Origin of the sequence: Paraburkholderia sp. GAS333 (assembly GCF_050435665.1) — a bacterium.
GTDB classification, from domain to species: Bacteria; Pseudomonadota; Gammaproteobacteria; order Burkholderiales; family Burkholderiaceae; genus Paraburkholderia; species Paraburkholderia fungorum_A.
Genome location: NZ_JBNDKS010000005.1, coordinates 1 through 14,573, shown reverse-complemented (window position 1 = coordinate 14,573; position 14,573 = coordinate 1). Strand labels below are relative to the sequence as shown.

Genomic DNA, 14,573 nt, shown 5'->3' with positions numbered 1-14,573 from the left:
GCGGTCTGGTTTCATTCCCCATCCGTCGTCGTCGGCCAATCGAACGGCGTGTACGGCAACGCCCGCTTGTGGCGCGTGGCGTCGTAAAAACGCAGGACGACATCGCGCGCGGCATCGCCAACCGGTTTGCCTTCCAGAAAGTCGTCGATCGAGTCATACGGGATGCCGTACGCGTCCTCGTCCGGACGCAACGGGCGCAGCATTTCCAGGTCGGCGGTCGGCACCTTGTGCGCCAATGTTTCCGGCGCGCCCAGCGCCTTGGCCACTGCTCGCACGCGACGCTTGTTCAATCCCGTAAGCGGCAGCACATCGGCGCCGCCGTCGCCGAACTTGGTGAAAAAGCCCATCACCGATTCAGCCGCGTGGTCCGTGCCGATCACCACGCCCCTTCGCGTGCCGGCTACCGCGTACTGCGCAATCATCCGCTGCCGTGCCTTGATATTGCCGTGGATGAAATCCTGCTGCGATTCGTCGGCAAATAGCACGCCGCTATTACCGAGTGCCGCGAGCATGGCGTCGGCCGCCGGTTTGATGTCGATAGCGATATTTTCGTCGGCGCGAATGAATTGCAATGCCGTCTGTGCATCGGCTTCGTCTTTCTGTTCGCCGTAAGGCAAACGTATTGCGACAAAATGCGCATCGTAATTATCGGCGCGTAAACGCTCGACCGCGAGTTGCGCAAGTCGTCCGGCAGTTGTGGAATCGACACCGCCGCTAATACCGAGGACATAAGTCTTCAGGCCGCTGCTGCGCAAATAATTCGTCAGAAAATCGACCCGGCGTTCAATTTCACGCCCGGCGTCGAATTCGGCGCTCACGTGCATCTCTGCTGCGATGCTTGCCTGACGGGAGACTGGGTCGTTCTTCATGATGATGTCCTGTGGTTCGCGCCTACCTGCGCATTGTCGATAACGCGCCGCATGCGGCAAATAAAGTAAATGGTGGAACGAGTTGCGTCCGGGCTTCGGGATTGCTGCAGTGTGCAGAACGCGACAGCGTCATTGTCGCTTCAGCCGCGTTAGTGGTTTTGAAATCGTTTATATAGGCGCTCGCAAATGTTGTGCAAATACTCGAATACCTCTGGCTATTGCCGCGATATTGGCGAACCGATTTTCTATTCATCGACAGACGCTAGTGCGCTTAGTAACATCCTCGTGCCGGGGCGCTGCATCAACCGGCGAGCAGTCAATAATAATCAGGTTTGCTCTGATACGCGATGAACAACCCAAATCGGTTTGGCCAGCCTGTATTGGACCGCCTGACTTCTGCGTCGCCGGATGGTGGGCGCGTGGGAACGTTTGTGTGTTTGCGTCTGTTCCGGGTGAGCGTGGATCGTTCGCTGCTGTTCGTGTTGCGGTGGTTGATGCTGATGCTTGCAGCGGGCGCGGTTTTCTTTGCGATGTCATCGGGGGTAGCGGTCGCTGCGTCGGCGCCTGAGAAGACTACGGTGACCGCTTCGGCTTCGAAATCCGCTTCGGCTTCGAAGGCTGCTTCTGCTTCAAAAGCGACCTCGGCCTCGAAGTCCGCCTCGGCTTCAAAATCAAAGTCCGCCTCCGCCGCTTCTTCCGTCGCCTCCGCCTCCGCTCCGACGAGCCACCCGCTAACCGCCATCAACGCGTCCGCGCTTGCCGCGCCCGACGCGGCCGGTGTCGTCGATCCGCGTCGCGCGTTCTTGTTGCGCGCCGTGTTCGCGCAGAACGTGACACGCAGGCTGAAGGTGCCCTCGTCCGAACAGAGCGCCTACGCCGATCGCCTGCAAGCGGCGCTCGACGCAAACACGCTCGGCAATCTGTCGGGCGAATATGTCGTGCTGGTCGACCGCAACCCGAACGTGCAGGCGCTGCTGATCTATTTTCGCGCGACCCCGGCCGACACCTGGCAGATGATCGGCGCGTCGCCGGTGTCGACGGGCAGGCCGGGCGAATACGACCATTTCGTCACACCGCTCGGCGTGTTCGAACACACGCCCGCCAACATGGATTTCCGCTCGGAGGGCACGCAGAACGAAAACCACATTCGCGGATACGGCAAGCGCGACATGCGCATTTTCGATCTCGGCTGGGCGCAGGGCGAACGCGGCTGGGGTAAAGGCGGTATGTCGCAGATGCGTTTCCAGTTGCACGCCACCGATCCCGACCGGCTCGAGCCGTTGCTCGGCATCCGTCATTCGAAGGGATGCGTGCGAATGCCCGCATCGCTCAACACGTTTCTCGATCATTACGGCATTCTCGATGCCGAGTATGCCGCGCTGATCGATTCCGGCAAGTCGCTGTGGGTGTTGAAGAGCGATCGGCAGATTACGCCGTGGGCGGGGCGTTATATCGTCGTGGTGGACTCGCAGCGCAAGAGCCGTCCGACGTGGGCGCCGGCGCCGGGCGGCAAGGCGCAGGCCAGAATGCCGGCGGGGGCGGATACGGGGGATTGAATTGGGGCGCGGCGGTGGGGCGCGACGCCGTTAGCTCTTTTGGGCTGCACTTGCTTCGGTGTTCGAGGCAGGCGTGCCCGGCTGTTTTCGATGGATCACGATTGTCAGCACGAAAGGAGCGCGATTCGCGAATTGCACGGGCAATGGCGATTCGCTGTACTGGTTGAGCCTTGAGGAAGCGGCGAGCGGCGTGGAGCGATCAGCGGCACATGGAAGCGCAGCGCGGCTTCGGCTGATCCGCGCAATGCCACCCCGAGCGCATCTCCATCACAACCGCTACCACCGCCACAGCCGCTACCACCACAGCCGCCATCACGACCGCGCCAGCAAAACCCCCACCAACGCCAGCACAAACCCCCCAATCTGCACCGGCAACAGCATTTCCCCAAAGCCCACATACCCTTCAAGTGCCGCAAGCGGCGGCGCGAGAAACATCAGCGCGGTGGCGCGTGCCGCATCGCCGCGTCTGACCATCCAGACCAGCAAGGTCACGCTGATGCCGGACAGCATCACGATGCCCCACGCCAGCGACGCCCACAGCGTCGTCGATGCAATCCAGCGATGTTCGCCAAGCGCCATCGCCAGCACTGCCGCGACGATTGCCGCGCCGAAGTTCTGCACCGCGCTCGCCGTGCGGATATCGGCCTTCGCCAGCGAGGTTTTCTGGAACAACGTACCTGCCGTGATAGCGATGACCGCGACGATCGAGATAAGCACGACCAGCCAGCCCGGTGCATGCCCATGCTGTGCAACGGGCGCGGCCACGGTCAGCCTGGGTTCGAGCACCAGCACGACGCCCGCGAGGCCGAGCGCCATGCCGGTCCAGCCGCGCCGCGACAGACGCTCGCCGAACAGCGGCGCGGCGACGGCCGCGGTCGCGAGCGGCTGCAACGCGCCGAGCAGAGCCATCACGCCCGCGCTCATGCCCTGCGCGACGGCCCAGTAGCCGGCGCCGAGGTACACGCCCTGAAGCAGGGCGCCCGCGAGCAGATGCTTGCCGAGGTCGCGTCCCGTCGGCCAGGCGGCGCGCGTGACCAGCGCGGCAAGCGCGAATATCAGCGCCGTGCCGCCGAAGCGCGCGAGTAGAAACAGGTTGGGGTCGGCGTAGGGGGTGATCGCACGGGCAACCACGAAACCGGTCGACCAAAGAACGACAAAGACGGCGGCGATCAGGGAAGCAAGCATCGGCAGGGAGCGTGGTGAAAAGCCGCCATCTTGTCGCGACGGACGAAGCATGTCTTGTTCGAAGCTGCAATGGAGCAAATGAAGCCATCGGAGCAGGGTGGCACGTGTCGGCGGCTTCGCATGCCCATGTGAGCAGACCAGACGTCACGTGCTCAACGCCATCGCAATTAACGAGCCGCGAGCCACGAGCGACGCCGCGCGCGCTCACCACATCAGCAAAACGGCCCCGGCCCCGAGCACTCCGCCACACACGGCGCACGCCCACAACAACGTCCTCGTGCGCCGGTATTCGCGCCCGATATCCGCGATCAACCTGGCGTTCTGCTGCGGAGTCCGCGCGCGGTCATGCTCGTGCTGCAAATAGCGCACCGCCAGTTGCGGCACGCGCGGCAGCATATGCGCGAGATGCGGCAACTCGCGCGAAATCCGCTTGATCCAGCCGCGATGATCGACATCGCGTTGCGCGATTCCGGCCAGCACGCCACGCGTGATGTTCCACGTATCGACGCCCGGATGCAGCGCGCGCGCCAGCATTTCCGCCTGATGAAACGAGCGCTGCGCGGTGGCGAGACGGCCGGACACGGCGCCGTCGAACGGATGCACTGAGTGCAGCAGATGGTGAAACAGCGAACCCGCCGAGCGGTCTTCGGGATTCGCTGCGAAGTGGGCTTCGGCGCGCGTGCGCAATTCGGCTTCGAGCATCTCCGTGCGCGTGTCGTGAGGAACATGCCCGGCATCGCGATGCATGTCGGCGAGACGTCCGTAGTCCTGGTCGAACAGCGCGGTCGCGCCATGCACGAAGAACTCGCGCTCGCCGGTGGAGAGCGTCGACATGATCGAGAATTCCGCCAGCACGAGCCGCCCCAGCGTGTCCGGTTCGATGCTCACGCGCACCCGGCGCGCATCGAGCGTCGCGTGAAAGAAGCCGTGCTCGAACGCCTGCTCGGTCACGACCTCGACGATATGCGCGGCCAGCGGCGCGAGCTTCACATGATGTGCATGCAGGCCAGGCAGATCGCTCGCGGGCAACGTGTTGATGCGCTGCATGGTCAGCGTGTGGTTGGTGCAGAGATCCCAGATCACGTCCGGCACGACGATCCGTTTGTCGCCGTCGAAATGATGGCCGGTCTGACTCAGGTTGGCGGCTTCGGCGCGCAGATCGAAGCGGCGCTGGATGTCGTCCGAAAAGCTTTGCGCGAGTTTGCGCAGTTGCAGGCAGCGTGCGGAGCCGGAGAGTTTTTCGAGCCATCGGGCAACCCAGCGCAAGAGCGCGAGTTCGTCGCCGATTTGCTGCAACTGGTCGGCGCGTACCAGTTTGATCGCCACTTCGCTATGCCCTTTGACCGGCGTAAGGAGGCGCGCGAAATGGGTCTGCTCGGCGAAGCCGGTGCGCACCGGCACGAGATCGACGGCGCTGAAGATCGCCGCCAGCGGATGCCCGAATGCGCGCGCCAGCGCCTCTTCGGATTCGCGCGGCGGCAGAGGCGCTTCCATGTGATCGATCGCGTCGATTGCATCGTGCAACGTGCCGGACGCGAGTTCGGGCCGCTCGGCGAGCGTCTGTGCAAACCGGCTCGCCAGCGGACCGAGCGCAGGCAGCACGCCTTGCAGACCGCGGCCGCTGTTGCCCGATGCATGCACGCGGCCGACCATTTCGATGATCCAGTGCAGCTTGTGCCCCTGCGGCGCGGCAAGCCAGATCAGGCGCGCGCCGTAACGCAGCGCGTGGAACAGCAGCAATAGACGGCGAAACAGTGGCGGCATCGGCAGTTCGTTAAGCGGGGTGCTGCGGTCGTGATGGTATCGGCATGCAGCCGGAGCAAGCGGACGCTTTCCGGCTCGGGTCGTTAAGGTTAGCAGGTAAGCGCGAGATGAGTCGCACGATCGGTGCCTGCGGGCGCACGGTAAGCGCTGCGTAAGCGGCGCGGGGGCGCGAGGCACGAATGGGCCTGCGCCGCATCATCAGGCGACGCGTAATACAATACGGCGGCCTTCTCCAACCGTGGCGAACCTCCAGCGTGCCGGCTTCCGGCTTTCAACAGATGCTTGCAGAACAACGTCACCAATACATCCTCGCTCAAGTCGCCAAAACGGGCGCGCTCTCGGTCGCTGAACTGGTGCGTGAACTGAACGTATCGCGCGAAACCATCCGTCGCGATCTGAACGCGCTGGCCGGGCGCGGACTGCTCGTCACGACGCACGGCGGCGCGCTCTCGAGCGACCGCCGCGAGCCCGACCTCGACACGCGTGAAGCCGCGAACGCCGGCGCGAAGCGTGCGATCGGCGAGCGCGCGGCGGAGTACGTGCCCGACGGCGCATCGCTGATCATCGACTCGGGCAGCACCACCCAGGCCGTGGCGCGCGCGCTGCTCGACCGCCACCGGCTCGCGGTCTATACCAACGACTGGCGCATCGCGCTGCTGCTCGGCCGCCGCAACGACAACCGCATCACGCTGCTGGGCGGCGAGCTTTCCGATATCGAAGACGCCACCTTCGGACTCGACACGGTCCATCAACTGACGCAGTACCACGCGGACTTCGCGTTCATCGGCGCGGGCGGGATTTCGCCGGACGGTTATCTGACCGACTACAGCCGCATGGCCGCCGAAGTGCGCAGCCGCATGATCGCCGCCGCCGACACGGTGGTGGTGGTCGCCGATCATTCGAAGTTCGGCCGCGTGACGCCGGTGCGTATCAACGGTATCGAGTCGGCGCGCTATCTGGTCACCGAACTGGCGCCCGAGCGCGCGCTCGGCAAAGCGATCACCGCGCACGGTCCTGAAATCGTGATCGCCTGACGCCCGTCAGCCCGACAGAGCTCGGCCTGGCAGCGCTCAGGTTGATGCCTCATGTTCTGGTGCTCAGGCTGACGCTGCGTGACCAAACGGTACTCAGGCAAGAGGCCGCGCGTCACGATGCTGGCGGACGCTACCCCTCTCGCTCAATTTCTGCCCAACTCAAGCCGCCCTTCGCTGCAAGATCCCCGCCGGAAGGGCACAATACGCGCCGTTGTCCGCAAGCCGGCCCTGAGTCGCGTGACGTCGGCGTGTCAAAGGCCGCTTGAGCCGCGAATTTTCAGCGCTTTCATGCAATGCGCGTACGCCGTCATTTTCGCCATATACGATTCTGCTGCGCACGCCTCGAGTCATTCATTCGACCGTCAATCCCAATCGAAGCGTGCCGTTTCTGGCCGTGCCGGGGACACTGCGCGTCTAGCCGGATCGAGGCCGGGTCAACGCCTGCAACAAGCTTCAATCGTCACAGCAATCGTCCGGATCCGCAGCAGATTGCCATTCGATCGCTTTGGCTATTATTGGCGATTTGTGTCATTTTTTGGAATTCGCCACAATCGTCATGGCGTTGTCATGGAAACCTGTGATTCTTGCCGTGCCCGTTCAGGCATGGCAGGCAGCGCGAAGTCGTCAGTGAACTGCAGGTCAGGCTGAAGAAGACGCGGCGAAGTTGTTGGCAATCTGCAATCTGCGCGCAAGCCGCGCGATTCCGCGTCAAAGCGGGGCAGAAAGCGACCGGCAACTGGCTGCGGGCAACACGCAAGCGGCGCGGCGCTACCGCCGTTCAATCACAACAGGTATCGGGATATCCCGACCGTCTGGTTTTTTGCCTTTCGGAGAAGAGCGACATGACAAAGACGAATTCCCTTCAAGTCACGGCCGGTTTCGCACGCAAGCTGTTGCCGGCGCTGGTCGCCGCGGCTGCGTTCGGCGGCATGGCAGTGCAGGCTCACGCGGCCGACGCCGTGGTGCTGTACACCGCCGACGGCCTGGAGAACCTCTACAAGGACGTGCTGCCGGCTTTCGAAAAGAAAGAAGGCGTGAAGGTCAACATCGTCACGGCGGGCAGCGGTGAAGTGGTGAACCGCGCGACCATCGAGAAGGACCAGCCGAAGGCCGACGTGATCGTCACGTTGCCGCCGTTCATCCAGCAAGCCGATCAGGCTGGATTGCTGCAGGCTTACCAGAGCGCCAACTACAAGAACGTGCCGGCCATCGCGAAGGCGCCGAACGGTGCGTGGGCGACTTTCGTGAACAACTACTTCTCGTTCGCGATCAACCCGGACGTCACGAAGAACCAGCCGAAGACGTTCGCCGATCTGCTGCACCCGGACTTCAGCGGCAAGGTCGCGTATTCGAACCCGGCGACGGCGGGCGACGGCATGGCCGTGATCATCCTGACGTCGTCGCTGATGGGTGAAGACAAGGCGTTCGATTATCTGAAGAAGCTCGAACAGAGCGCCAAGTTCCACACCAAGGGCACGGGCTATCTCGACGTGCTGTTGTCGCGCAACGAAATCGCGGTGGCCAACGGCGATCTGCAAATGGATCTCGACGATGCAGCAAATGGCGGCCTGTCGCTCAAGCCGGTGTTCCTCGCTGCCGCCCCCGGCGGTCAGCCGACCACGTTCCAGTTGCCGTACGCGATCGGCCTGATCAAGGGCGGCCCGAACCAGGCTGAAGGCAAGAAGCTGATCGACTATCTGATGTCGACGGACGTGCAGGCCAAGGTGCCGGACATCTTCGGCATTCCGGGCCGTACCGACGTGCCGCTCGCCGGCAAGAACGGCGAAGCCGTCAAGCAGGCAATTACGGGCGTGAAGCTGATTCCGGTGGACTGGAATCAGGTGATGGCGAAGAAGGCGGACTGGACCACGCGCTGGAAGAACGACGTGATCGGTTCGTCGGGCAAGCAGCTCGAAGTGGTCAAGCCGAAGTAAGCCACGGCTCGCCAGCGACGGCGATCCGATGTGAAGTAGTCGATTCAGGCGGCGTCTCACAGTCATGGAGACGCCGCATCAGCTTTAATCTTGTTGGAGGATGAACCCGGTGAATACCGCCAGTCTTGCTCAACCTGGCGCGCTCGGCGCCTCACCGGACGCGCTCGCGCGTTCGACTACGCCGGGCGGCGTGCAGATCGACCATCTGACGGTGCGCTTCGGTTCGCGCACGGTGCTCGACGATCTGTCGTTGACCATCCAGCGCGGCGAATTGCTGACGGTGCTCGGCCGCAGCGGTTGCGGCAAGACCACGCTGCTGCGTTTCATCGCCGGGTTTATCGAAGCAGATGGACTGTCCGGCACGTTGACCGTGGCCGGCCACGATCTCACGCACGTGCCGCCGCATAAGCGCAACCTCGGTCTGCTGTTTCAGAGCTATGCGCTGTTCCCGCATCTGTCGGTGTTCGACAACGTCGCGTTCGGTTTGCGCGCGCGTCGCACGCCGTCGAAAGACGTCGCACGCCGTGTCGCCGATGCTTTGAAGCTCGTGCAACTCGGCGACGCCGGTCATGTGATGCCCGCGCAACTGTCGGGCGGCATGCAACAACGTGTGGCGCTGGCCCGCGCGCTCGTGATCGAGCCAGACGTGCTGTTGCTCGACGAACCTCTTTCCGCACTCGACGCCAATCTGCGCGCATCGGTGCGTTCCGAACTGAAGGCGCTGCACGAGCGACTGCCGAATCTGACGATCGTCTGCGTGACGCACGATCAGGACGACGCGCTCGTGCTGTCCGACCGCACGCTGCTGATGCGCGAAGGCCGCATCGCGCAACTCGGCACGCCGCAGCAGTTGTACGACACCCCCGCCGACGGCTTTGTCGCGCGCTACCTGGGCGCGGCGAATCTGCTGTCGCCGCAGGTCGCGTTCAGCATGGACGACGTGCGCTATAACGAGCGCGACCGGGTGGCGTGTTTGCGTCCCGAGGCGCTGCGCATCGTGCCGCTCGGCGAAGGGCAGTTGCATGGTGCGATTGCGTCGGTCGAATGGTATGGCGCGGTGTTGTCGGTGTCGGTCGTGCTCGACGCGATGCCCAACGAACCGGTGCTCGTCACCATGCAGCGCGGCCACGGCATGATGCCGGAGAAGGGCGCGCGTGTTTCCCTGCGTTATGAGGCTGACGATGTCGTCCTTATCAACCGCTAATGTGTCTGCGCCGCTGAGCGCGGCCGATGTTCAGGCCGAAGCCGAAGCCCAGGCTCGCCGCGACGCGAGCGCCGCGTCGCACACCGCGGCCGTCAAACGGCGCGAACGCGCGGCGCAGTGGCATCTGCTGTTTCTCGCGGTGGTGGTGCTCGGGCCGCTGGTTATCTATCCGCTGGTGCGTCTGGTGATGCTGAGCCTGACCGGTTCGCACGGCATCAGCGTGCAGGCGTATTCGACGTTCTTCGGCAATCCCGAAACGCGCGGCGTGATCGGCACGACGCTGTGGATTCTGTTCGCCAGCGCCGGTCTTGCGTCGTTGCTCGGCGTGGCGCTCGCGTCGATCCTGTTCTTCAAGCCGTTCCCGGGCGCACGCATGGTCACGCGCTTTCTCGAACTGTTCGTCGCGTTTCCGTCGTTCCTGGTCGCGTTCACGCTGATCTTCCTGTACGGCTCGCAAGGCTCGGTCAGTATCGGCTTGCAGCGGCTGTTTCATTTGCAGGAGCCGCCGCTGAACTTTCTGTTCGGTGTCGGCGGCGTGATTCTCGCGGAAGTCGTGTTCTACGCGCCGTTCGTCGTGCGTCCCACGCTGGCGTCGTTCGCGTTGCTGGATCGTCGTCTGATCGAAGCTGCACGCAGCCTCGGCGCGAACGGCGTGATGGTCGCGTTCAAGGTGATCCTGCCGCTCGCGTGGCCAGGCATCGCGGCGGGCACGATCCTCTGTTTTCTGTTGACGCTCAACGAGTTCGGCATCCTGCTCGTGCTCGGCAGCGCGCATCTGATCACGTTGCCGGTGGCGATCTACAGTTCCGCCACCGTCGACCTCGATCTGCCGACCGCCGCCGCAGGCGCTGTCGTGATGCTGCTGATGTCTTTGTCGCTGTATGCGTTGTACCGCCAGGTCAACCGTCGCCATGTGAAAGGAGCGGGCAATGGCCGTTGAACTCGACCCGACCGTATTGCCGGTCATGCATAAAAAGGCGCGGCCGGTGCGCCACAGCCTGCTCACGCGGATGCTAAGCGGCCTGTTCCTCGGCTTTGCCGCGTTGCTGTGCTTCTGGCTGTTCGTGTTGCCGGTGCTGGTCGTCGCGCTCTCCAGCGTGGCCGCGCACTGGTCCGGCACGATGCTGCCCGACGGTTTCAGCATGCGCTGGTTCGAACGCCTCGGTTCGAGCGACTTCGATGCGCTGACCACCAGCCTCGAAGTCGGCATGGGGGTCGCGGTGCTCGGCACGATTCTCGGGCTGTGGCTCGCGCTGGCGCTCGAAGGACGCGACCGCCGCGGCCTGGGCGCTTTCGTCGACACCATCGCGATGATGCCCAACGGCGTGCCGAGCGTGGTGCTCGGGCTGGCCGTGCTGATCGCGTATCACAAGCGGCCGATCGATCTGTCCAGTTCTGCCGCGATCGTCGTGTTCGTGCAGTTGGCTCTCGTGCTGCCGTTCTGCTACCGCTGCGCCGCCGCCGCGCTGCGCCCGGAACTGACGATTCTGCGCGAGGCGGCCGCGAGCCTTGGTGCGCCGCCGTCGATGGTGCTGCGCCGCGTCGTGCTGCCGCAACTCGTGCCGGCGATCCGTGCGAGTCTCGCGCTGGGCTTCGCGCTGTCGCTCGGCGAACTCGGCGCCACGCTTACCGTGTATCCGCCGGGCTTCGCGACGGTGCCGATCGTCGTCGTCGGCCAGGTGGAGCGCGGCTATTACCTGCCGGCCTCCGCGCTGTCGCTGATTCTGCTGCTGGTTTCGCTGGCGGCGCTGCTGTTGATCGCCGCGCGCGCGCCGCGTCGCCGGATCGACTGACGAGCAGATCCGGGTGTTGTGTTTGTGTGCACGGGCCGCACACAAACATCCGTCGATGTGGCGAAATTTGTCAAAATGACCGAAAATATGCAATCTGCCGGGGTTGATCCCATCGACGTAGTGCGCCGGCATTCGCTGACAACGCTGGTCCGGGACGAAATCGAGCGGCACATCGTCGAAGGCATGCTCGCGCCGGGCGACAAGCTCAACGAAGCCGATTGGGCGGCGCGGCTGCAGGTGTCGCGCGGGCCGGTGCGCGAGGCGTTTCGCGCGCTTGAACAGGCCGGACTCGTGCGCACCGAGAAGAACCGTGGGGTGTTCGTGCGCACGGTGACGCTCGCGGAAGCCGCTGAGATTTACACGGTGCGCGCGGTGCTCGAACAGGCGGCGTGCCGGATGCTGGCAGCGAATATCGACGCTCGCAAGCTCGCGGTGCTGCGCGATTGGGTCGACGCGATGCGCGCCGCGGTCGATGTACAGGATCACGACGCGTACGCCCGCGCGAACGTCGCGTTTCACGACGCGCTGGTGGCGTCGGCGGGCAATCTGAAGCTGTACGAGACGTATCGACGGCTGGTGAGCGAATTGAGCCTGTTCCGCCGCGCCGCGCTGGCCGTGCAGGCGGACGCGCTGGAGCGCTCGCTGACCGAGCATCGCGCGATTCTGACGGCGCTGGCTTCACGCGACGCCGACCATGCCGCCGCGCTGATGCACGCGCATGTGCACGGCGGCTTGCAGCGCGCTCACGCAGCGTGCGAACCGGCGGGGCTGCTCGAAGCGGTGCGGATGCCGGCTTCATCGGCTTCATCAGCTTCATCCGTTTCGCGGGACGGTTGAGAGCGCATCAACTGATTGACTACGGCACGGGTGTCCCCGCGCGCATGGAAGGTAACGATGGCGGATTCCAGCGAACGTACGATCGAAGTCAATGGCCGCAGTCAACGGCCGCAGCTACCGGCTGCCGTCGCAACCGACCGTTGTGGTGTGCGTCGACGGCTGCGAATTCGACTATCGACGCGGCGGTATCGGCGGGCGTCGCGCTGTTCATCGGCGCGATGCTCAAAGGCGGCTCCGCATTCCGGGGCGACTGCGTGATTCTGTCGTTCACCAACCCGAACAATCTGTCGATCGTGTGTGGCGTGCCGCCGTCGGTGCATGGCATCTGCGGCAATTACTTCTGGGACCCGGCCGCGTTCGATTACGCAGCCACTTATCCAGCCACCCTCACGTGCTATGAGCGTTCGCAGATTCTCGAATGCGCGGCCGGTCCGCTGCGTGACCGCGCTGAAGATGCGTCCGATCTGATCTCACGCGAATCGGGCTTGTCGAAGCAGGACTCGCGCTATGAGATGGGGCGCGTGGCCGACGTGTTCAGGTTCGCGTCGATGGAAGCGTTGCGTGACGACGGCCAGTCTCTTGCGATCTCACGCCGCAAGGCAGGAAGCGGCGCGTGTTTTCGCGGCGTGAACTGCTGGCGGGTTTGATCGTCGCGATGACGTCGTTCAACCATCCGATGAACCAGGTTGCGCCGGCGATCGCGACGAATAATCGCGTGGTGCTGACGCCGTTGGAGAAGGTGCTGTTGTCGGCGCTTCATCTGGCCGATGTGCTGTATGAGGCCGGCTTGCCTGCGCCGATGTTGCAGATGCTGACCGGCGCTCCGCGTGAAATCGAGGAAGAGCTGACCACGCATCCGTTGGCGGAGCGGGTGACTTTTACGGGCGGCGTAATAACCGGCAAGTCGATTGCGGCGCGTGCCGGCTTATCGTCGCGTCGTGCTGGAACTCGGCGGCGACGATCCGCTGATTGTGCCCGACGACGCCGATCTTGAACGCGCCGCGACGCTCGCCGTGCAGGGTTCTTATAAGTGCTCCGGGCAGCGTTGCAGGGCGGTCAAGCGGATGCTGGTGCAAAAGCGGGTCGCTGACGAGTTCGCCGATCTGGTGGTTGAAAAGACGCGTGCGTGGTCGTTCGGCGATCCGTTCGATATATGCAATCAGATGGGCACGGTAATCGACATCGCCGCCGCGCAGCTTTTCGAAGCCCGTGTGAACGACGTAATTGCGAATGGCGCGCGCCTGCGGGTCGGCAATTGACGCAACGGCGCACTGTATTCGCCGACCGTGCTCGACGGCGTCGATCCGTCGATGACGCTGGTGCGCGAGGAAACGTTCGGCCACGTGTCGCCGATCATCGCGTTCGATTCGCTCGACGACGCGATCCGCATCAGCAACGGGACGCCGTTCGGGTTGTCGTCGGGCGTGTGTACGAACCGGCAGGACGCGATCACGCGCTTTATCAACGAATTGCGCGTGGGGACGGTCAACGTGTGGGAAGTGCCGGGTTACCGGCTCGAGCTGACGCCGTTCGGCGGCAACAAGGATTCGGGGCTTGGCTAGAAGGAAGGCGTTCAGGAAGCGATGAAGCGCTTCACCAAGCTGAAGACCTTTTCATTACCGTGGGAGTGAGAGAGTGGCATTGAGTCTGAACGATATCCGTTCGCTGTTCGAGCGGTACGGCGCGCTCGCGTATAGCGGCGAGCCGGTCACGCAGCTTGAGCACGCGTTGCAGAGCGGCGCACTGGCCGAAGAGGCGGGCTCCGCCGACGAGCTGGTCGCTGCTGCGTTCCTGCATGACCTTGGGCATTTGCTGAATCTGCAGGGGGAAACGCCGACCGAGCGCGGAATCGACGACTTGCATCAGTACTTCGCGCTGCCGTTCTTGCGACCGGTGTTGCCGGATGCGGTGCTGGAGCCGATCCGGCTGCACGTCGACGCCAAGCGCTGCCTGTGCGCAATCGACGCCACGTATTTTGGTCAGCTTTCCGCCGACTCGGTGCGCAGTCTGGAATTGCAGGGCGGCATCTTTAGTGACGAAGAGGCTGAGTCGTTTCTGCAGAAGCCCTACGCGAAAGACGCGCTGCGTCTGCGTAAATGGGACGACCAGGCGAAAGTTCAGAATCAACCGACGCCGGATCTGAATCACTATTTAGGACTGGTTGAGCGGGTGATGAGAAAACATGCGGCTGTATGGGCTGGCGATGGTTCTGATCGCACTGGGCCCGCTTCGAAGGCGGCCGTTTCTCCGTCAAATCTGACGAATCCACGCACATCAAAATAACGCTTGCAAGTGCCTGCGCGGCTCGCTAGAATCTCGCTCTTTCGTGCTTCGGATACCGGAGCACGGGGAAGCGGGAAAGCCAGCAGTGGCAAGGCTTCCAGCGAAGTAGGCAGG

At 63.7% G+C, this 14,573-nt stretch carries 11 protein-coding genes and 4 pseudogenes; 12 read left to right on the top strand and 3 right to left on the bottom strand.

Annotated features, from left to right (window positions below):
* Positions 1–11 precede the first annotated feature (11 nt).
* Positions 12–869 (bottom strand): ammonia-dependent NAD(+) synthetase, encoded by an 858-nt coding sequence (nadE, locus tag ABH945_RS25050; protein WP_429252309.1) that lies wholly within the window; start codon positions 867–869, stop codon positions 12–14.
* Positions 870–1,363: 494 nt separating this feature from the next.
* Here nadE and ABH945_RS25045 point away from each other — a divergent pair, with 494 nt between their 5' ends.
* Entirely contained in the window at positions 1,364–2,425 is a 1,062-nt protein-coding gene (locus ABH945_RS25045; RefSeq protein ID WP_429252612.1) for a L,D-transpeptidase, read from the top strand.
* Positions 2,426–2,737: 312 nt separating this feature from the next.
* Here ABH945_RS25045 and ABH945_RS25040 read toward each other — a convergent pair whose 3' ends face one another.
* Both ABH945_RS25040 and ABH945_RS25035 read right to left on the bottom strand, forming a co-directional pair.
* On the bottom strand, positions 2,738–3,610 hold the full coding sequence (locus ABH945_RS25040; protein ID WP_074767988.1) for a DMT family transporter: 873 nt from the start codon (positions 3,608–3,610) through the stop codon (positions 2,738–2,740).
* A 204-nt stretch (positions 3,611–3,814) separates the two neighbouring features.
* The gene (locus ABH945_RS25035) at positions 3,815–5,374 is read right to left on the bottom strand and encodes an ABC1 kinase family protein (protein WP_429252308.1); all 1,560 of its coding nucleotides are present in this window, start codon (positions 5,372–5,374) and stop codon (positions 3,815–3,817) included.
* Between the two features lie 278 nt (positions 5,375–5,652).
* Here ABH945_RS25035 and ABH945_RS25030 point away from each other — a divergent pair, with 278 nt between their 5' ends.
* From ABH945_RS25030 to ABH945_RS24980, 11 genes and pseudogenes are all read left to right on the top strand, one after another.
* A complete protein-coding gene (locus ABH945_RS25030) occupies positions 5,653–6,408 on the top strand; it encodes a DeoR/GlpR family DNA-binding transcription regulator (RefSeq protein ID WP_074767994.1) in 756 nt (251 codons plus the stop codon).
* An 842-nt stretch (positions 6,409–7,250) separates the two neighbouring features.
* On the top strand, positions 7,251–8,342 hold the full coding sequence (gene phnS, locus ABH945_RS25025) for a 2-aminoethylphosphonate ABC transporter substrate-binding protein (protein WP_074767996.1): 1,092 nt from the start codon (positions 7,251–7,253) through the stop codon (positions 8,340–8,342).
* A 109-nt stretch (positions 8,343–8,451) separates the two neighbouring features.
* Positions 8,452–9,546 (top strand): 2-aminoethylphosphonate ABC transport system ATP-binding subunit PhnT, encoded by a 1,095-nt coding sequence (gene phnT / locus ABH945_RS25020; RefSeq protein ID WP_074771067.1) that lies wholly within the window; start codon positions 8,452–8,454, stop codon positions 9,544–9,546.
* Positions 9,524–10,486: a 2-aminoethylphosphonate ABC transporter permease subunit gene (locus ABH945_RS25015; protein ID WP_429252307.1), complete on the top strand. Its 963-nt coding sequence runs from the start codon at positions 9,524–9,526 to the stop codon at positions 10,484–10,486. Before phnT ends, ABH945_RS25015 begins: the two co-directional genes overlap by 23 nt.
* Complete coding sequence (phnV, locus tag ABH945_RS25010) at positions 10,476–11,339, top strand: 2-aminoethylphosphonate ABC transport system, membrane component PhnV (protein WP_429252306.1); 864 nt, start codon at positions 10,476–10,478, stop codon at positions 11,337–11,339. Before ABH945_RS25015 ends, phnV begins: the two co-directional genes overlap by 11 nt.
* A 75-nt stretch (positions 11,340–11,414) precedes the next feature.
* Complete coding sequence (locus ABH945_RS25005; RefSeq protein WP_429252305.1) at positions 11,415–12,176, top strand: phosphonate utilization associated transcriptional regulator; 762 nt, start codon at positions 11,415–11,417, stop codon at positions 12,174–12,176.
* Positions 12,177–12,267: 91 nt separating this feature from the next.
* Positions 12,268–12,532, top strand: a pseudogene (locus ABH945_RS25000) (alkaline phosphatase family protein); the annotation flags it as partial.
* A 36-nt stretch (positions 12,533–12,568) separates the two neighbouring features.
* A pseudogene (locus ABH945_RS24995) lies at positions 12,569–12,823 on the top strand (aldehyde dehydrogenase family protein); the annotation flags it as partial.
* Between the two features lie 8 nt (positions 12,824–12,831).
* Positions 12,832–13,170: an aldehyde dehydrogenase family protein gene (locus ABH945_RS24990; RefSeq protein WP_429252611.1), complete on the top strand. Its 339-nt coding sequence runs from the start codon at positions 12,832–12,834 to the stop codon at positions 13,168–13,170.
* A pseudogene (locus ABH945_RS24985) lies at positions 13,094–13,738 on the top strand (aldehyde dehydrogenase family protein). The gene ABH945_RS24990 and the pseudogene ABH945_RS24985 overlap by 77 nt, the downstream one beginning before the upstream one ends.
* A 73-nt stretch (positions 13,739–13,811) precedes the next feature.
* Positions 13,812–14,366: pseudogene (locus ABH945_RS24980) on the top strand (phosphonate degradation HD-domain oxygenase); the annotation flags it as partial.
* Positions 14,367–14,573: the final 207 nt, after the last annotated feature.